19 protein-coding genes and 1 tRNA gene are annotated in these 18,943 nt (G+C 40.6%); 8 read left to right on the top strand and 12 right to left on the bottom strand.

Annotation, left to right across the window (positions count from 1 at the left end):
• Positions 1-82: 82 nt before the first annotated feature.
• Both J0X13_RS15340 and J0X13_RS15335 read right to left on the bottom strand, forming a co-directional pair.
• Positions 83-829, bottom strand: a complete 747-nt coding sequence (locus J0X13_RS15340) for an anti-sigma factor (protein ID WP_207072263.1) — start codon at positions 827-829, stop codon at positions 83-85.
• Positions 826-1,389 carry an RNA polymerase sigma factor gene (locus tag J0X13_RS15335; RefSeq protein WP_207072262.1) on the bottom strand — a complete coding sequence of 188 codons (564 nt, stop codon included), beginning with the start codon at positions 1,387-1,389 and terminating at the stop codon, positions 826-828. The genes J0X13_RS15340 and J0X13_RS15335 overlap by 4 nt, the downstream gene beginning before the upstream one ends.
• Before the next feature lie 118 nt (positions 1,390-1,507).
• Here J0X13_RS15335 and J0X13_RS15330 point away from each other — a divergent pair, with 118 nt between their 5' ends.
• Positions 1,508-2,026 (top strand): fasciclin domain-containing protein, encoded by a 519-nt coding sequence (locus tag J0X13_RS15330; RefSeq protein WP_207029688.1) that lies wholly within the window; start codon positions 1,508-1,510, stop codon positions 2,024-2,026.
• Between the two features lie 49 nt (positions 2,027-2,075).
• Here J0X13_RS15330 and J0X13_RS15325 read toward each other — a convergent pair whose 3' ends face one another.
• From J0X13_RS15325 to J0X13_RS15315, 3 genes are read right to left on the bottom strand one after another with little or no spacing between them, the layout of a single operon-like run.
• Positions 2,076-3,209 carry a serine hydrolase gene (locus J0X13_RS15325; RefSeq protein WP_207072261.1) on the bottom strand — a complete coding sequence of 378 codons (1,134 nt, stop codon included), beginning with the start codon at positions 3,207-3,209 and terminating at the stop codon, positions 2,076-2,078.
• 10 nt (positions 3,210-3,219) lie between these two features.
• Positions 3,220-3,477, bottom strand: coding sequence for a hypothetical protein (locus J0X13_RS15320; protein WP_207072260.1), 258 nt, complete (start codon positions 3,475-3,477; stop codon positions 3,220-3,222).
• Between the two features lie 5 nt (positions 3,478-3,482).
• Positions 3,483-3,935 carry an SRPBCC family protein gene (locus tag J0X13_RS15315; protein WP_207072259.1) on the bottom strand — a complete coding sequence of 151 codons (453 nt, stop codon included), beginning with the start codon at positions 3,933-3,935 and terminating at the stop codon, positions 3,483-3,485.
• Between the two features lie 160 nt (positions 3,936-4,095).
• On the opposite strand from J0X13_RS15315, the gene J0X13_RS15310 reads away from it, so the two are divergent.
• From J0X13_RS15310 to J0X13_RS15285, 6 genes are all read left to right on the top strand, one after another.
• Positions 4,096-4,935, top strand: coding sequence for a peptidyl-prolyl cis-trans isomerase (locus tag J0X13_RS15310; protein ID WP_313786736.1), 840 nt, complete (start codon positions 4,096-4,098; stop codon positions 4,933-4,935).
• Entirely contained in the window at positions 4,919-6,316 is a 1,398-nt protein-coding gene (locus J0X13_RS15305; RefSeq protein WP_242535760.1) for a peptidylprolyl isomerase, read from the top strand. The genes J0X13_RS15310 and J0X13_RS15305 overlap by 17 nt, the downstream gene beginning before the upstream one ends.
• A 4-nt stretch (positions 6,317-6,320) precedes the next feature.
• The gene (locus J0X13_RS15300; RefSeq protein ID WP_207072257.1) at positions 6,321-7,274 is read left to right on the top strand and encodes an AAA family ATPase; all 954 of its coding nucleotides are present in this window, start codon (positions 6,321-6,323) and stop codon (positions 7,272-7,274) included.
• Between the two features lie 105 nt (positions 7,275-7,379).
• Positions 7,380-9,647, top strand: a complete 2,268-nt coding sequence (locus tag J0X13_RS15295; protein WP_207072256.1) for an aconitate hydratase — start codon at positions 7,380-7,382, stop codon at positions 9,645-9,647.
• Between the two features lie 77 nt (positions 9,648-9,724).
• On the top strand, positions 9,725-10,285 hold the full coding sequence (locus J0X13_RS15290; protein ID WP_207072255.1) for a TlpA family protein disulfide reductase: 561 nt from the start codon (positions 9,725-9,727) through the stop codon (positions 10,283-10,285).
• A complete protein-coding gene (locus J0X13_RS15285) occupies positions 10,282-10,848 on the top strand; it encodes a TlpA family protein disulfide reductase (protein WP_207072254.1) in 567 nt (188 codons plus the stop codon). Before J0X13_RS15290 ends, J0X13_RS15285 begins: the two co-directional genes overlap by 4 nt.
• On the opposite strand, the gene J0X13_RS15280 is transcribed toward J0X13_RS15285, so the two are convergent.
• From J0X13_RS15280 to J0X13_RS15260, 5 genes are all read right to left on the bottom strand, one after another.
• Positions 10,845-11,300, bottom strand: coding sequence for a sterol desaturase family protein (locus J0X13_RS15280; protein ID WP_207072253.1), 456 nt, complete (start codon positions 11,298-11,300; stop codon positions 10,845-10,847). The two genes, J0X13_RS15285 and J0X13_RS15280, sit on opposite strands and share 4 nt — an antisense overlap.
• Complete coding sequence (locus J0X13_RS15275) at positions 11,297-12,139, bottom strand: phytoene/squalene synthase family protein (protein ID WP_207072252.1); 843 nt, start codon at positions 12,137-12,139, stop codon at positions 11,297-11,299. Before J0X13_RS15275 ends, J0X13_RS15280 begins: the two co-directional genes overlap by 4 nt.
• The gene (crtID, locus tag J0X13_RS15270) at positions 12,136-13,596 is read right to left on the bottom strand and encodes a bifunctional phytoene desaturase/3,4-desaturase (RefSeq protein WP_207072251.1); all 1,461 of its coding nucleotides are present in this window, start codon (positions 13,594-13,596) and stop codon (positions 12,136-12,138) included. The genes J0X13_RS15275 and crtID overlap by 4 nt, the downstream gene beginning before the upstream one ends.
• Positions 13,597-13,603: 7 nt before the next feature.
• Positions 13,604-14,503: a MerR family transcriptional regulator gene (locus J0X13_RS15265; RefSeq protein WP_207072250.1), complete on the bottom strand. Its 900-nt coding sequence runs from the start codon at positions 14,501-14,503 to the stop codon at positions 13,604-13,606.
• A gap of 168 nt (positions 14,504-14,671) precedes the next feature.
• Positions 14,672-14,755: transfer RNA gene (locus J0X13_RS15260), tRNA-Leu, on the bottom strand.
• Between the two features lie 187 nt (positions 14,756-14,942).
• Here J0X13_RS15260 and J0X13_RS15255 point away from each other — a divergent pair.
• Entirely contained in the window at positions 14,943-16,217 is a 1,275-nt protein-coding gene (locus J0X13_RS15255) for a mechanosensitive ion channel family protein (protein ID WP_207072249.1), read from the top strand.
• Positions 16,218-16,272: 55 nt separating this feature from the next.
• Here J0X13_RS15255 and J0X13_RS15250 read toward each other — a convergent pair whose 3' ends face one another.
• Positions 16,273-16,659, bottom strand: a complete 387-nt coding sequence (locus J0X13_RS15250; protein WP_207072248.1) for a hypothetical protein — start codon at positions 16,657-16,659, stop codon at positions 16,273-16,275.
• Positions 16,660-16,698: 39 nt separating this feature from the next.
• Positions 16,699-18,732 carry an ATP-dependent zinc metalloprotease FtsH gene (ftsH, locus tag J0X13_RS15245; RefSeq protein ID WP_207072247.1) on the bottom strand — a complete coding sequence of 678 codons (2,034 nt, stop codon included), beginning with the start codon at positions 18,730-18,732 and terminating at the stop codon, positions 16,699-16,701.
• Positions 18,733-18,943: the final 211 nt, after the last annotated feature.

The following is an 18,943-nucleotide window of genomic DNA, read 5'->3' as shown; positions in this document are numbered from 1 at the left end:
TTTATGGATTCTAGTCCGGAAGTGGGATATTGTTTTAACGGAATTTTATTCCAGCAGGCAATGTCCCACTTATTTTTAAGGGTTATATGATGATATTGGAAACCAGTTCCTCTACGGTTGGATGTTCGCTGCCACCAGCAGGTTCAATGGTCAGGTTCAACGATTCCGCATTTTCAATATATTTTAAAGTAACCAATTCTTTATCTGTGGGTACAACGCCCATATTGATCATTTCTCCATTGACATCACTCCACATTTGATAGGTTTTGTCGTTGGGCAAACGTGGCAACCCTTTAGGGTTAACGAGTACCATCTGACTTTTATGGTTAATGTAGGCTATGACCTTGCCATTGGGCGCTTTGTTGTTACCATAGAGTACCAAAGGGGTAACATCGGGATTGTTAATACTCTCCAAGCGGTTGGAAGTTAGCCTGAAATCCGATTCCAAGTTGTTCACCTTTCGCTCCAACTCACTGGTCTGGATTTGTAATGTATTTAAGTTTTGTTCGGCATCTTGCCATTTTTCATACAACCAAAAGCTGCTCAAACCAAAAACAAGGGCAAAACTTGCCGCGATGCCCAATGGCAACCAATTTGTTTTTTTTTGGCCCACGATATTTTTCAATCTTGACTTTACGACATTTGGAGGAACAATGGCCTGTTCCATGCCCATTTGTTCAAAATCGGATTCCAACGCATCAAAATGCTCCTTGAGGGATTTGTCGTTCTCAAGTACTTCCTCAACAGCATTGGTCAATTCTTCAGAGAGCTCACCGGTAAGATAAAGCTCCAGAAGTCCTTCGTCCAATATCTTTTTCTTGTCCATCATGCCATTAATTCTAAAAAGATCCAAATATAAACTAACTTCTTGGTGTAGGTTTTCCTGAGTTGTTTAAGTGCTTGTCTCACATAGGATTTAAAGGTTCCCAGAGGTACCCCCATGGCTTTGTGCGCCTGTTTGTGGGTATAGCCCCTATAATACACTAAGGTTATTGCTTCTTGGTGATGGGGTTCCAGTGTTTTTATGGAACCCTTCAATTCGGTGTAATCGGGTACTTCTTCATTTGCTTCCTTACTATCATATACACGGAAATCATCTGTTTGGATGAGCTTTTCTTTGGAGCGCATGGAATTTAAGGTGGTATTCCTTGCTATTCGATAGGCCCAGGTGTAAAACCTCCCTTTTGACGAATCATAAGAGTCGATACTTCTCCAAATTTTAACGAAAGTTTCCTGTAAAAGATCCTCGGCCTTTGTTCGATCCCTGCACATACGGAGGATGACCCCGTAGAGCGCACCGGAATATTTATCGTAAAGTTGGAAGAGCGCATCGTTATCACCGGATATCAATCGGGTGATTGCCTCTTTGTCGTCAAAACTTTTCTTCATTGTTATTGTTAAAGATATGATAAAAATCCACGGTCTTCATCCAATGGGCAAAACCATGTGTAAATAATAGTAGAAAGCGCTTTAAAAAAATAATCATTAAAAATTTAAATCAGAAAAAATGAAAAAATTAGTCTTTGCCCTAGTTGCCGTAATCTTATTGATGGGCACTCAACAAACCAATGCTCAAAAATCCCAAGATATTGTGGATATTGCTGTATCAGTAGATGACTTTTCTACATTGGTTACAGCGCTAAAAGCAGCCGATTTGGTAGGAGCCTTGAAAGGCGATGGACCTTTTACCGTATTTGCTCCTGTAAATTCAGGATTTGCCAAAATTGATGCTGCAACGTTGAACTCCTTGCTACAACCTGAAAACAAGGAAAAACTATCAGCTATTCTAACCTATCACGTGGTTTCGGGAGAATTAATGGCCTCTGATGTGGCGGCCGCCCTAGAAAAAGGAAATGGAAAAGCAGAACTTACAACCTTGAACGGTGGGAAATTAACTGCTATGAAAAAGGATGATGGCATTTATTTGAAGGATGCCAATGGAAGTTGGAGCAAAATCTCCAAGACTGACGTAGAAGCCTCAAATGGAGTGATCCATATTATTGAGGATGTGGTTATGCCCAACTAATTAAGTGTTGTTTGTTTTGAGTTGAAAAGCACCGTTCTGCGGTGCTTTTTTATTTGGCCCTTTCCAGTTCCAATTGATATAGCTCCCTTCCCAGCTGGGCCAAGAAAGGGATGCCGACTTCGTCGTATTCGTAGGTATTGTCGTTAAAAATACCATTGCTGTTCACCAGAATAGTTGCCGTTAGCATAAAATCGATATTGTTTTTGGTGTCCTGTATATAAGCGCAATCCGTAAGTGTTCCGTAGGCATACCCAACTTTGTTGTAAATTTTGATGTGTTCGGGCATTGGATCCGTATGGTCACCGAACATAAAAAACTTTACGTAGCTATCGTAAAACTCCTCTTTGTCATACCCAACGGCTGATGGCAAGGTATGCATGGTATTCAATAAATACTCCCTTTGGTCATCACTAAGATGAAAACGTTGTTCCTTAGGAAATGCTTCTGGAAAAATAATACGTTTCAACAATGCCGATTGCGCGGTAATGGGATAGTAGTTTTTCTGGCTGAAATCAAACATTCCTTCTTGATAGGATTCATTGGCGATAAACCCTTTTCCCTTTTTTATACCTTTTAATTCAAGCGTTTTGATAGGTGAGTTTATAATGGGGCTGCTCAAGGAGGTCGTGGAATCGTTCAAGTAAAAAACCAAAGGCTTTGTTGTTACGTCATCTGCATTGCTTGTGGACAGCCTGTGGGCAATGCGAATTGGTGAAACACCTCTTTCCCGCATTCTATTGTTTAAATCGTCTTGCCCTAAAAACTCGACCAAGCGATTATTGGCGGCATTGTCCGAAACGGAAAAAATTTCTGAAATAGCTTTTGCGAAAGTTGTCTCCACGGAATCACCTTCAACAAAAAAACGGGTTTCCAACGAAAGGGAATCAATTTCATTGAGCTTTTCCAAAGCTGCTACTGCCGCAGGAAACTTTACGGTGCTTGCCGGGTAAAAATAGGTGTTGTCGTCGACCTGAAAATCGTAATCGGTAAAAACAACACTGTCGTTTCTTCGATTAATTTGGGTATACCGTAGTTGAACCTCGTATTCCTCCAGATGGTCCATTACGTTTTTGATCTTCGGATTTTGGGAAGACAACGCTTTGTTCAAAGGTCGGGTAGGAACAGTATCTGCACACGATGTGCCCAAAACCAAAAAGGCTAAAAAAGCGAGTCTTTGCCACATAGGCAAAAAATTAAATTTCTTGATTGTATACCTGTCCCCGATGAGGTTTAAGAATACTTCGAACCTCTTTGAGCTCAAATTCGGCAACCACCAGATAGGCAATGCTGTGTGTAGGGCTAAAATGTTCTGTGCCCCCCAGGTCGTACTTGAGTTCCTCGACCTCTACAAATTCCTTAAGGTGTTTTAGGTAGTGCTCAGCGGTTTGTGCTGCACTTGGTCCTCTAAAATCCCAAATAATCTTAATTTTTCTGTCCAAAAGTTTTTCCATTGATTTTATGAATTAAGCACCGATGTTCCATTTTCGGCAAAAGCCTTGAAGTCTTGCATATATTTTAATGACTGCTTTTTAAAAGCGCCTGGCATTAAAAATCCCATTAGTTTCATACCAAAACCCGAAAATTGAAATTCCGATTCGGATATCCATCGGGTTGAACCATTTTCTTCCTTAAAGTAGTTTTTTTGAATATTGTGTACACCTTTGGTATCGTAGGTCATGTGTATTTCTTCAGGAAGGTTTCTTTTGATGATGGTTTCTACCATGTCTATTTTCCGTTTGCCCATTTCATAACTAAGACTCATTCGTGAACCCTCTTGTCCAGGATTGGCGGACAATTGTTCATATCCGACGAGTCCTCGTTGCCAATGCTTCATGTTGTCGGGGTCGTCCATTTTTTTTATGAATTCTTCCCTAGAGACATCAACAACAATCTCGGTAGTATACTTCATGTTTGGTTTGGTTTTGCACTAATGTAGCAATTTCTGTCCATCTAGTTCCAACTAAAAAAATCTGTTAATGAAATTAGAACCTTCTTGTAGGGGACTTTGTAATTGTTATTTTTGCGAAATGCTTAAGCACCAAAAAAATACGCTTTTCATCCTTTGTGTTTTGACCTCAATATTACTTACTTCTTGCGAGGGCATGTTCAACAAGGTAGAAGAAAAGGAGCCATTGGCAAGGGTTGGGGACACGTTTTTGTACAAAGAGGACATTGCTTCTTTGATTCGAAATGACATGTCCGCCGAGGACAGTACGGTTTTTGTGACCAATTACATTAATAACTGGGCGTCGAAACAGTTGTTATTGTCCAAATCAAAGATCAACCTCCCTGAAGAAAAGCTGGCGGAGTATGATCGCTTGGTGGCTGATTACCGCGCTGACCTATACACACGGGCCTATATTGAAGCTTTGGTGAACCAATCCCAGGATACCGCCGTTACCAAGAATCAGCTCGAGGAATTCTACGAACGAGAAAAGGAAAATTTTAAACTGAACGAAAAACTGGTACAGCTGAGATTTGTGGGCATGTCGAACCAGTTTTTGGATCGTGATGGGGTGGAGGCCAAAATCAAAAATTGGGACGATTTGGACAAAACTTATTTGGACTCCATAGCAGTACAGTTCAAAAAAATACATTTTAACGATTCCATATGGGTGAGCGCATCACGTGTAATTGAAGAAATTCCACCCCTGACACAGGCAAATGAAGATGAGCACTTAAAAAAATCACAATTTTTTGAGCTACAAGATTCGTTAGAAGTATATTTGGGCTGGGTGACCAATGTGTTGGAAGTCAACGAAACAGCACCATTTGATTATGTTGAGCCGGATATTCGGCAATTGATTTTGAACAGGCGACGGTTGAACTACGTAAAAAGACTGGAAACCGAAATTATAGATGAAGCTATTAAGAAGAATGAATTTGAGGTTTATGACAAAGAAAATTAAAGGACTTTCCATTGCATTTTTTGCGATGTTGGGAATGGTCCAAGCACAAGAAGCGGACCAAGCATTGAGTGTGGATACGACCAGCAATACCAAAAAAGTGAAATTGGACGGGATTGCTGCAGTGGTAGGGGATTATGTGATCTTGGAATCCGACATTGATAAAACATTGATCGATCTTAAAAACCAGGGCGCATCCACCGAGGATGTTACCCGTTGTGGCCTTTTGGGCAAACTAATGGAAGACAGACTCTATGCCCACCAAGCCGTACAGGACAGTTTATTGGTGTCCGATGACATGGTGAATGCCCAAAGTGATAGACAAATCCAACAGCTGACACAACAGATCGGTAGTGTTGAAAAGATGCTCAGCTATTATAAAAAACCCGATATGGAAAGCTTTAGGGAAGAGCTTTTCGAAATCAATAAATTGAGAATGCTTTCCGAGAAAATGCAGAGCAAAATTGTGGAAGAAATTGAAGTGACCCCAGAAGAGGTGCGTCAATTTTTCTACAAAATACCTGAGGATGAAAGACCGGTTTTTGGAGCAGAGCTGGAAATTGCACAAATTGTGAAGCAGCCCGAGGCCCCAGAGGAGGAAAAGCAAAAGGTGATCAACCAGTTAAAGGAGATCCGTCAAGATGTTTTGGAGAACGATGCCAGTTTTAAGGTAAAGGCCATCCTGTACACTCAAGACGGCGCATCCAGGGCAAACGGTGGTCTGTATAGCATGACCAAGGAAACGCAATTTGTAAAAGAATTTAAAGATGTGGCTTTCAGTCTTCAGGAAGGTGAGATATCGGAGCCATTTGAGACCATTTTTGGTTATCATATCATTTTTGTGGAAAAAGTGAGAGGGCAGGAAAGAGATATCCGTCATATTCTTATGACTCCCGAGATTCCAAAAAGTTCGATTGATAAGGCGGTAAGCGAATTGGATACCATCCGTCAGCAAATATTGGATGGGAAATATACTTTCGCAGAGGCAGCATTGAATTTTTCTGAAGAAAAAGAAACAAAGTTTGACGGTGGATTGCTTCGAAATCCTGTAAATTTCGATTCCCGTTTTGAATTGACCAAAATGGACCCAACGCTTTACAATCAGGTTAGAGATTTAAAAGATGGCGAAATATCCAGACCGGTTCGTGAAGATGACCAAAGGGGGGGGGCTCCTAAATTCAAAATCATGAAAATTTCCAATCGTTACGATGAACATGTGGCCGACTTTGCGAAAGACTACATGAAAATCCAAGAACTTGCGTTGAGAGAAAAACAGTTCAGGGCCATAAAAGAATGGATGAACGAGCATATTGATGACACCTATATTCACGTAGATCCAGAAAATAGAGGCTGCAATTTTGCTAATAACTGGGTAAAGCAATAATTGTATGTCGGATGTAGTTGCGGTAGAAAATCTGGTAAAAAAACACCAAGAGTTAAAAAAGGAGATTGCCAAGGTCATTGTGGGCCAAGAAGAAGTGATCGAACAAATACTGCTATCCATTTACACTGGTGGCCATTCGCTTTTAATAGGGGTTCCCGGCTTGGCAAAGACCTTAATGGTGAACACTATTGCACAAACCTTGGGATTGGATTTTAAAAGAATTCAGTTTACACCCGATTTAATGCCCAGCGATATTTTGGGAAGCGAAGTACTGGACCAAAACCGAAACTTCAAATTTATCAAGGGCCCTGTTTTTGGGAACATTATTTTGGCGGACGAGATCAATAGGACTCCACCAAAAACACAGGCAGCTTTACTGGAAGCCATGCAGGAAAGAGCGGTCACCATTGCTGGAAAGCAATACAAGCTTGATCGACCCTATTTTGTTCTGGCTACCCAGAACCCAATTGAGCAAGAAGGAACCTATCCGTTACCAGAGGCCCAATTGGATCGCTTTATGTTTGCCATACAACTAAAATATCCCTCGATAGAAGAAGAAATACAAGTTGTTAAATCCACTACAACCGACGATGAAGTTCAAATAAAGTCACTCTTCAATGCCGATGAAATTATCGAAGTACAACACTTGATCAGGCGTATACCCGTGCCCGACAATGTTGTGGATTATGCCGTGCGGTTGGTCAACAGGACCAGACCGGGGCAAGAAGGCGCATCCGATTACGTGAAAAATTATATAGATTGGGGAGCTGGACCCAGGGCATCACAGAACCTCGTCTTGGCCGCTAAGGCCCATGCAGCCATTAATGGAAAGTTCTCTCCGGACATCGAGGATGTCAAAGCAGTTTCCTTGGGAATACTTCGTCACAGGATACTAAAAAACTATAAAGCTGAGGCAGAAGGCATCACCGAGGAAAAAATTATCACGGAATTGTTATAAAAAATAAGAAAGTCAACACTTATTTAATGCGATTCTAATTCCAAAATACTTCACGATTTAGTAAATTTACCGAATTACGAAAATCTTAAAAAACTCAATTGTATAATGGCATTTGATATAGACATGATTAAGGGAGTCTACACCACCATAGAGGAGCGCGTAGAAAAAGCCCGCGAGTTGGTGGGCAAACCCCTGACACTTTCCGAAAAAATATTATACTCTCATCTTTGGGACGGTAAACCAGAAAAAGCTTTTGTTAGGGGTAAGGATTACGTTGACTTTGCTCCTGACAGGATTGCTTGTCAAGATGCAACGGCCCAAATGGCCTTGTTGCAGTTTATGCAGGCAGGTAAGGATAAAGTGGCCGTGCCAACAACCGTTCACTGTGACCACTTGATTCAAGCTAAGGATGGTGCCGCGACAGATTTGAAGCACGCCAACGAGACCAGTAAAGAGGTTTTTGATTTTTTGGGATCTGTATCCAATAAATATGGTATCGGGTTTTGGAAACCAGGTGCAGGAATTATACACCAAGTGGTTTTGGAAAACTATGCCTTCCCTGGAGGTATGATGATCGGAACCGATTCCCATACTGTTAATGCAGGTGGACTTGGAATGGTAGCCATTGGTGTAGGTGGAGCAGATGCTGTGGATGTAATGGCAGGAATGGCCTGGGAACTTAAATTTCCTAAGTTGATCGGTGTAAAATTGACCGGCAAGCTATCTGGTTGGACTGCTCCAAAAGACGTTATTTTGAAAGTGGCCGAGATTCTTACGGTAAAAGGTGGAACCGGAGCTATTGTTGAATACTTTGGCCCTGGAGCAACTTCCATGTCCTGTACCGGTAAGGGAACCATTTGTAATATGGGTGCCGAAATTGGAGCGACCACTTCAACTTTTGGTTACGACGAGTCCATGGAGCGTTACCTTAGAGCTACGGATAGATCGGATGTAGCGGATGAAGCCAACAAGGTAAAAGAGCATTTGACCGCTGATCCTGAGGTGTACGCCAATCCAGAGCAGTATTTCGACCAAGTGATTGAAATCAACCTATCAGAATTGATGCCTTTATTGAACGGACCATTTACCCCGGACTTGGCAACCGAAGTTGGTACCATGAGGGAAAAGGCAGAAAAGAATGATTGGCCTTTGGCCGTTGAGTGGGGATTGATCGGTTCCTGTACCAACTCTTCCTATGAAGACTTGTCGAGAGCATCATCCATTGCACAACAGGCTTTGGATAAAAAATTGAAGACAAAAGCTGAATTTGGTATCAACCCTGGTTCGGAACAAGTAAGATATACCACAGAGCGTGACGGTATCCTTGATATATTCGAAAAATTGGATGCCAAGATTTTCACCAATGCTTGTGGACCATGTATTGGTCAATGGGGACGTTACGAAGACCCAAAGAATGCACCAAAGAACAGTATCGTCCATTCCTTTAACCGAAACTTTGCAAAACGTGCCGATGGTAACCCAAATACCCATGCATTTGTTGCATCACCGGAAATGACGGCTGCAATAGCCATTGCCGGTCGCTTGGACTTTAATCCGTTGACCGATAAATTGATCAATGAGGATGGAGAAGAAGTGATGTTGGACGAGCCAACAGGATGGGAATTGCCACCAAAAGGTTTTGAAGTAAAGGAGAACGGTTATGTTGAGCCTCGTGAAGACGGAAGCGGCGTAGATGTGATCGTGGCCGAAGGTTCGGAGCGTTTGCAGTTGTTGACACCCTTTGAGCCCATTAAAGCCAGTGATCTTCAAGGAATGAAACTTTTGATCAAGGCATTTGGTAAATGTACTACGGATCACATTTCCATGGCAGGACCCTGGTTGCGTTTTAGAGGACATTTGGACAACATTGCCAATAACACATTGATTGGAGCCGTAAACGCCTTCAACCAAAAAACCAACTTGGTAAAGAGCCAATTGACAGGTGAGTACGGAGGAGTTCCGGATACACAGCGTGAATACAAGAAAAAAGGAATCATGACAGTTGTTGTGGGTGACCATAACTACGGAGAAGGTTCTTCACGTGAGCATGCGGCCATGCAGCCAAGACATTTGGGAGTTGCCGTTGTATTGGTAAAATCCTTTGCAAGGATTCACGAGACCAACTTGAAGAAACAAGGTATGTTGGCCCTGACCTTTGCCAATGAGGATGATTACGATTTGATTCAAGAAGACGATACGTTCAACATTGTCGATGCTGCTGAGTTTGCACCGGACAAACCTTTGACCATCGAAGTTGTACATGCCGATGGAAGCAAGGATACCATCAAGGCAAACCACTCGTATAACCATGCTCAGATCAAGTGGTTCAACGAAGGTTCAGCCTTGAACTTGATCAAGAAACAGAATGCTTAATTGTATCTAATATAATCTGTAAAAACTCCTGATGTTGTAATAGATATCAGGAGTTTTTAATTTTTGAGAAATAATTCATGAAGATTAGTAAAAAGACCGTTCTCAATATTGTTCTAATTCTTTTTGTGCTATCATTTTTTGTAACGCCAATAGGGTACTACGGAAAGATATGGTTGAATAGACTGTTTGCGTTTTCCCCTTCGGTAATTGAAAAATCGGAGCAACAAAAAATCACCGATTACGATTGGAGACTAAAGGATGGGGAATGGAACTTTTTCAATTTTGAAGAGTCCAAGGGAAATGTAATTTTTGTCAATTTTTGGGCTTCTTGGAGATTACCTTCCGAAGCTGAACTTGCAAGTATTCAAGAATTGTACGACAAATACAAAGGCAAGATGGATTTCTATATCATCACCAATGAGGAGCAGGAACCTGTTGAAGCTTTTATGGAAGAGCATGGATTTACTTTTCCCGTTACTTATTTGATCATTGGGGATAAAATGGCGGTGGACGCAAGTAAAGTGCCCTCATCTTATTTAATCGATAAATCAGGGAACATTGTCATTCATGAAGAGGGTATATCGGATTGGAGCAATGGAAAAGTATACAAGTTATTGGATGAATTAATTGCAGAATGAAGTTAACAAAGGAACAGATCAGCAATGGTATATGGATTTTGGCCATATTGCTTATTCTTTTTACCCCAATAGGTTTTCATGTAAGGGTTTGGGTGAATAAGGTAGTTGCTACAGTGATCAGTCCGAGTACCGTGGATGAAGAAGAGCAAGCCACTTTGAACAATTACAACTGGAACTTGGTTGATTTGGAAGGTAGTTCGACCAACCTTCAATCTAAAAAAGGAGAGGTCGTTCTGGTAAATGTATGGGCCACATGGTGCCCTCCATGCGTTGCAGAACTGCCCGGGTTTGTGGAGCTATATGGGGATTACAAGGATAAGGTCACTTTTGCCTTTGTGGCCAATGATGATAAGGAGAAGGTAGTTGCCTTTTTAGAGAAAAAAGAATATGAATTGCCTGTATACTTTCAAGCTTCTGCCACCCCAATGGAATTAGAAAGCAGTAGTATTCCCGTTACCTATATCATCGACAAGGCTGGACATATTGTGGTCGAGAAAACAGGAGCCGCCAATTGGAATTCTGATAAGACCCGTAGCTTGCTGGATAAGTTGATAGCTGATTAATATTTCTTCTTGAAATATTTAAAGGGAACCAACAGCATACCAAAGCATTCCCCATCTTCTTTACCTAAATGCTTGTGATGTATCTTGTGGGCCCTACGAACCCCGCGGGCATACCAATTATTGGCATTTCGGAACATTTTAAATCGTTGGTGGATAAAGATGTCGTGCACCATAAAATAAGCGATACCATAGGCTAAAATACCAAAGCCCAATGGCCAGCCGTACCAAAAAGAGGTGTAACTGCCCAAATAAAAGAGCGTCATGCTTACCACAGCATAAAAAATGAAAAAGGCATCATTTCGCTCAAACCAAGAATCATGGTCCTTTTTATGGTGGTCTTTATGTAAACTCCATAAAAAACCGTGCATTACATATTTGTGGGTAAACCATGCCATAAACTCCATAAAGCAAAAGGTTGCCAAAAAAATCAATATCCAAAGTGCTACTTTCATTGTACCAATTGTAGTTTATAATTTACATAAGATTGTGCCAACAAACCAAATTTTTGGTAGTTGGGTACACGAATCCTGGTGTTCTTTATTTCCAGAGGTGGTGTGCTTTGCAATTTTTGAAGCAGTTTTTTATAATAGCGATAAGCAGTATACACCCCAAATTTTGCTTGCTCGGGCAATTGTACAATTCCGGAATAGCCCAATGCAAAATCCGCCTTTATCTCGTTTACGATGCGTCTTTTGGATTCCTCGTCCAGTTCCAATAGGTTGGTGTTCGGGAAATACGTACGATTCAAATCTTCGTAATCCGCCTTTAAATCCCGAAGGAAGTTCACCTTTTGGAAAGCAGAACCCAGAGCCATGGCGGATTCTTTTAACTCCTCATATTTTTCTTTATCACCTTTAACAAACACGCATAGGCACATTAACCCCACCACATCGGCAGAACCGTAAATGTACTCGCGGTATTCATCAAAAGTTTCGTAATTTTTCTTGGTAAGGTCCATTCGCATACTCTTCATAAAAGACGCTACCAAGTGATGTGGTATGTCATATTTATGATAGGTGTATTGAAAGGAGTTCAAAATAGGGTTTAAGCTGATCTTGTCCTCAATGGCCTGTTCCATGTCCTTTTCAAAGGCATCGAACAATTTGGCCTTGTCATAATCATGAAAGGTATCTACAATTTCGTCGGCAAAACGGACAAAACCATAAATATTATAAATGTCCGCCCTGATCGACGGTGCCAACATTTTGGTTGCCAAGGAGAAAGAAGTGCTGTAAGATTTTGTTACAACCTTGCTGCAGTCATAAGATACGTCGTCAAAAATAGTTTTCATTTTTTTACTTCTTTAATGATTAAATCAGCCACCAGTTTACCGGAAATCAGGGATGGTGGGACCCCTGGGCCGGGTACGGTCAACTGACCGGTAAAGAACAAGTTTTTTACCTTGCTACTTTTGAGGTTAGGTCTTAAAAAAGCTGTCTGGCGCAACGTGTTTGCCAAACCATAGGCATTTCCTTTATAGGAATTGTATTGCTCTATAAAATCGTTAACACAAAAACTCTCTTTAAAAATTACTGAATTTTTTACAGATTGATGGGTCAATTTTTCAAATCGGTCCATCACAATATCAAAATATTGAGTCCTGAGTTGTGGAGTATCTTCCAATCCGGGAGCAATCGGAACCAAAAAGAACCCAGTTTCTTGATCTTTTGGTGCCATAGATGCATCCGTTACGGATGGAAAATTGGCATAGAACAATGGATTGCTGGGCCATTGCGGGTTGTCATAGATTTCTTGTGCATGTTTTTCAAAATCGGTGTCGAAGAACAGATTATGGTGTTCAATGTTTTTCAATTTCTTGTCAAAACCGATATAAAACAACAACGAGGAAGGAGCATAGGTTTTTTTGTCCCAGTATTCCTCGGAGTACTGTCTGTATTTTTTGTCCAATAAGGTCTCGGAATGATGGTAATCCGCTCCACTTACCACATAATCCGCCAAATGGTTGGCTCCTTTGCTTCGAATGCCCAGAACTTCACTGTCCGACACCAAAATATGGGTTGCAGGGCTATTGGTATGGATGGTGACCCCCAATTCTTCTGCTACACTTTTCATGGCTTTGATAATTTCATACATACCCCCTTTGGGATGCCATGTGCCCAAACCAAAATCGGCAAAGTTCATAAAGTTATAAAAGGATGGTGTTTTGCTCGGTTTAGCACCTAAAAAAAGGACGGGAAATTCCAAGGTCGAGACCAACTTTGGATTTTTGAACCGTTTGCGGACCTGTTGGCTGATGGTCTTAAAGAATTGGTCCACTTTTAATACTGTTTCCTTGGTCACAAGTTCCAGCGGTGAAAGCCCAGGTCTGAGCACCACTTTGTTAATGGCTATATCATAATTTTCTTGGGCCTCACTGATAAATTGTCTCAGGTGCTCGCTGCTCCCCGATTCGATTCGCTCGAATTCCGCACAAATATTGTCCATGCAATCGCCAATGGTGATCGTATCATCCTCAAAGAAGATTTTATAGGCAGGATTCAGTTTGTCCAGCTGGTAGTAATCTGAGGTTTTTTTGTTGAAATCGGCAAAGAACTTATCAAAAATATCGGGCATCCAATACCAGCTTGGACCAATATCAAAAGTAAAGCCATCTTTTACCAATTGTCTGGCCCTACCCCCAACAGTATCGTTCTTCTCGAACATTTCTACCTCATACCCGGCTTTTGCCAGATAACACGAAGCGGAAAGTGATGAAAAACCAGAACCAATAACAATTACTTTTTTCATTTTGGGGCTAAAGAAAATCTACTAATTGATTAATGGATTTAAATATCTTAATGGGACCAAGTTGCTTTTCTTCTCCTATCTCTTGTATTTGATAGCCCATTACATAAAGTTTTGATCCAGGTGATTTTTTCAGCACTTCACCGAATCGATCAAAATAATCATCGATCTCATCCTTGGTCGGCGAAACAGTGAAGTACGAAACAAACCTTATGTTGGTGTAATATTTGAGCAAATCTTCCAAGCTTTCTATGGGCATGGTTTGTCCTAGATAAATGGTTTTGTAGCCGTGCAAGGCCAATTGGTAATTGACATACAACAGCCCTAGTTCGTGGATTTCGTTCTCGGGCAAAAAGAGAACATATACTTCATCCTTTTTGGTAGGAGCCTCAAATTGAAGCTTTTCCGTATGGATATAGATTTTTTGTTTGATCAAGTTGGAAATAAAATGTTCGTGGGCAGGACTTATGGTATTGGTCTGCCACAACAATCCAAGTTCGTTCAGTAATGGAATGAACACGTCATTGAAAATTTGAGTGAACGACTTTTCTTCCATTAGCCCATTATAGGTCTTCAAGAATAGCGATTGATCAAAATTGAGCATGGCCAACTTTAAAGAATTCAGTGCATGGCTTTTCTCGCTTTTTTCTGAAATAATTTCATTGACCAAGGCGGGAATTTTTTCCTCGCCCATTTTGGCAATCTTGGAAATCTTATACCCATTATTATAAAGGAGGGTAACGTTCAACAGCTTTTGCAGGCTTTCAAGATTATATGTACGAATATTGGTGTCTGTTCGTTCAGGGCTGAACAAATTGTATCTCTTTTCCCAAATTCGGATGGTATGGGCCTTAATACCTGAAAGGTTTTCCATATCCCGAATACTAAAAAAAGTTTTTACGTTGTTCATCTTTTTTATTTAAACGTTAAACAAATTTACGATTAAATAGATGCCATCCTAGTATTTTATCATAAAATTTAGATTCTTCTTTATAAATATCAGTGTTTTGGGAAAAGGTTTGAGGATTTCTCAAGGGGTGTTTAAATAAAAAAACCGCAATTGCTTGCGGTTTTTTTGTGCCCACGACTGGAGTCGAACCAGCACGTCCTTACGAACACTACCCCCTCAAGGTAGCGTGTCTACCAATTCCACCACGTGGGCCTACGGAATTTTAGGTGTGCAAATATAATTTTTTTGTCTAAAAGGGCAGGATTTAAATCGCATTTTATGATTGGTCCAATAGCTTTGTTTTTTAATGGATCTTTTAAAGTTTACATCCATTGTTCCTTTTATAAAATGATGATTTCCTTGTATTGGGAGGTGGATTAAATCTTGTAATTTTGTTTTTATGTTTATTGAACTGCAAACTGTGGAAAAAGATCTAGGTCGCTTACTATATAATTATTTGATAGAAACAGGAATGGCAGAGGGTTTGGCCTCTTACATCAACTTGTTTGTATTGGTTGTTGTAGTTCTTGTACTTGTTTTTTTTCTGGATGTTCTTCTTTGGAAGATATTACGTGCATTGTCTATAAAGTTGGCTAGAAAATCAAAAAATAATTTTGACAATTTTTTGGTGGCCCACCGAGTACCACGTTTTGTGGCACATGTAGTTCCGCTTTTAATTTTACTTGAGTTTGTTCCCGTTGCCTTTTCAGATTTTGATTATGCCGGTGGTATTGTGCTGAAAATGATTAAAATACTGTTCGTTTTTTTAACATTGATCATTTTCCGAAAGTTTTTCAAAAGTGTGAACGGATATCTGAAAACCCTTCCAAAATTCAAGGATAAGCCTATAGATAGTTATGTTCAGGTATTCATGATCTTTGCTTGGGTGGTTGGTATCTTAACCATTTTTGCCATTGTAACAGATACCACGGTATGGAAGTTTTTTACGGCGCTCGGTGCTGCATCGGCAGTAGTGCTGCTCATATTTAAAGACTCTATTTTGGGCCTTGTGGCCAGTATACAGGTTACTATCAATGATATGGTACGGATAGGGGATTGGATAACTTTTGAGAAGTATGGTGCCGATGGTGACGTAGTGGAGATAAGTTTGGCTACGGTTAAAGTTCAGAATTTTGATATGACCATAACCACGATTCCGACATATGCCTTGATTTCCGATTCTTTTAAAAATTGGCGGGGCATGCAGGTGTCCGGAGGTCGTCGAATAAAGCGGTCATTGATCGTAAGTCAAAAGAGTATTCGGTTTTTAACACCCGAAGAAGTCGAAAAGCTAAAAAAGATTCAGTTGGTAGAAGCATATATTGCCAATAGGAACGAGCAAATAAAAAGCTATAACGAATCCAACCAAATAAACAAGGAACTTTTGGTCAATGGGCGCAACCTGACCAATTTTGGTGTTTTTAGAAAATACGTTACGGACTATATAGAGCACCATTCTGCAATCAATACAGGGATGACCCTTATGGTAAGGCAATTGCAACCTACCTCTCAAGGGATTCCGTTGGAAATTTATGCGTTTAGCTCCGATAAACGTTGGGAGAACTATGAATATGTGATGGCCGATATTTTTGACCACTTATTAGCTGCTCTACCCTATTTTTCCCTTGAGGTTTTTGAATTGCCGGTTTCGTTGGAACCTACACAAAAGGGCTAAAATAATTTTCTTAGATTATTTGTTGGTAACAGTAATATTCTAAGCGGCCAATTATTTATGTCCAGTATTCCGTTAAAAATCCAAAGAATTCCTTTTTAAGATCGGCATAAATTCGACGTTGAGTTTCCATTTTTTTTCTGAATTCCACATGTTTTTTAACTAAGGAGACGTCCAGGGCATCCTCGCCCACTTTACTATGTTCGGCCATGTTGGACTCATGTTGCGCAATGGCTTCCTCTAGTTCTTCGATAACACTACCCTGTAAGATAAACTCATTCTGATAATGTTCCAGTTTCACAAGAACTATTTTGTCGTCGTAGCGAGTTATAAGTTCACTTAACCTGTGTTTAAATGTTTTTAATTCGTCTTTCCAGAAATCAAGCTCGCGTTCCCATTGTTTGTGTTCAAAATGGAGGTCTGAATCGTAAATTAATGTTTCCATGACATGTTGTTTTTATGTTCAAAAAGTCGGGGGGGTAACTTAATTGAACGGTTCTCTATATTTATTGTTTAGAATATTGAAATAATTTATCAGCAAGTTCGGATTGCTGGGCTTTTCAGTTTCCTTACCCAATATTTTTTCACCTCGCTTGCCCAAAAGCTCTTCAAGGTCATCTTTATCCACAACCTCTTTTTTTAGAAGCAATTGTGCCAAATTTTCCAGTTCTTTTTTATGTGCTAGCAATAATTTTTTGGTTCGTTCATAGGCGGACATAATCAAATTATGTACTTCATGATCAATTTGTTTGGCCATCTCCTCGCTATAAGGTTTTCCAAGTAAGCGTTCGTTATCGCCAGTGGAATCGTAAAAGCTGATGGGTCCTATCTCTTCATCCAAACCATAGTAGGAGACCATGGTATAGGCTTGTTTGGTCACTTTTTCAAGGTCGTCCAGTGCTCCGGATGAGATTTCGTTGAAAATAATTTCCTCTGCAGCCCGTCCACCAAGGGAAGCACACATTTGGTCAATAAATTGTGATTTGGTCACGATTTGACGTTCTTCCGGTAAATACCATGCAGCACCGAGTGATTTACCTCTTGGGATAATGGAGACCTTTACAAGGGAATCCACATGTTTTAAGTGCCAACTGGCAACGGCATGGCCGGCTTCATGATAAGCAACGATTTCCTTTTCCTTGGGGGAGATAATCTTGCTTTTCCGTTCCATTCCAACAATAACCCGATCTCTAGCAGCCATGAAATCCTCTTGTTCCACTTCGTCTTTCTTTTCTCGTGCTGCGATCAAAGCCGCCTCGTTACAGATATTGGCAATGTCTGCCCCAGAGAATCCCGGACTTAATTTGGCCAGAACATCGATGTCAACATTTTTTGAAAGTTTTAAGGAACGAACGTGTACCTTAAAGATCTCTGCCCGTTCCGTTTGGTTGGGGAGTTCCAAATAAATATGGCGATCAAACCTTCCAGGGCGTAAAAGAGCTTTGTCCAATACATCGGGACGGTTGGTTGCAGCCAAAACAATAACCCCGGTATTATCGCCAAATCCATCCAATTCGGTAAGTAATTGGTTCAAAGTGCTTTCGCGTTCATCATTCGCTTGGAAGGCATTTATTTTGCCTCGGGAGCGGCCAACGGCATCAATCTCATCAATAAAAATGATGCTTGGTGCTTTTGCCTTTGCTTTTTTGAAAAGGTCACGAACACGTGATGCGCCCACACCTACGAACATCTCCACGAACTCGGAACCCGACATGGAGAAAAAAGGCACTTGGGCCTCGCCGGCAACAGCTTTGGCCATTAAGGTTTTTCCGGTTCCTGGCGGACCAACAAGTAAAACGCCTTTGGGGATTTTTGCACCTAATCGGGTGTAATCCTCCGGGTTCTTTAAGAAGTCCACAACTTCCATTACCTCGGTCTTTGCTTCTTTAAGACCGGCAATATCTTTAAAGCTCACTTTGCTTTTGGTGCCTTTTTCCGTAAGTCTTGGCGTGGACTTACCAAAATTGAACATAGAGCTACCCCCTTTTCCACCGCCTATTCTGCGAAACATGAATACCCAGATAAAAATGAAAAAGGCTAGAGGCAATAGCCAAGATAAAATGGTGACAATATCTGTCCGGTTTTCATATCTAACATCAATTTTTTCAGAAATGCCTGCATCTTCCTGTGCACGTTGTAATTTATTCTCGAAACTTTCTACTGAACCAATGGTGATATAATATTGGGGTCCCGAGTTAGAGGAGAATAGCCCATCATTGTCATTTTTGAATTCGGGATCGTCCAAAACACTTTTTTTGACATAGATCTGCGCAACCTCTTTGTTGATGACAACAATCTTTTCAATAGCATTTTTGGCCAAAAGGTCATCCTCGAATTTAGACCAGGCAATTTCTTTGGACGTTCCAATGGTATTGGTGAAAAATGGAAAAACTATTAGGAAAATCAACACTATCCAATATACCCAACTTAGATTACTGCCTCCTTTGGGAGGTTTGGGTTTTTCGTTCTTGTTGTTCCCATTGGCATTATTGCCTTTATATTCGGATTCGGTAGACATTTTACATCATTTATTTCCCTAAGCCGTGATTTAACCATAGCTATGGATTATCTCAAATCTAGGTTACAATACCATCATTTAAAATGATTTAGGTCATTCAAATTACTTGTGAAACCATTGGTTTTTTAAGTGTGGGAGCCCTGTTGTTTCCGTACGGTGTTCCTGATTTAGGTCATAGGAGACCCTGATCCATAATTGTATTTTTAGAAAT

The sequence above is a fragment of the [Muricauda] lutisoli (nom. illeg.) genome, from assembly GCF_017313105.1.
Classification (GTDB): Bacteria; Bacteroidota; Bacteroidia; order Flavobacteriales; family Flavobacteriaceae; genus Flagellimonas; species Flagellimonas lutisoli.
This window is presented reverse-complemented; position numbering and strand designations above follow the sequence as displayed.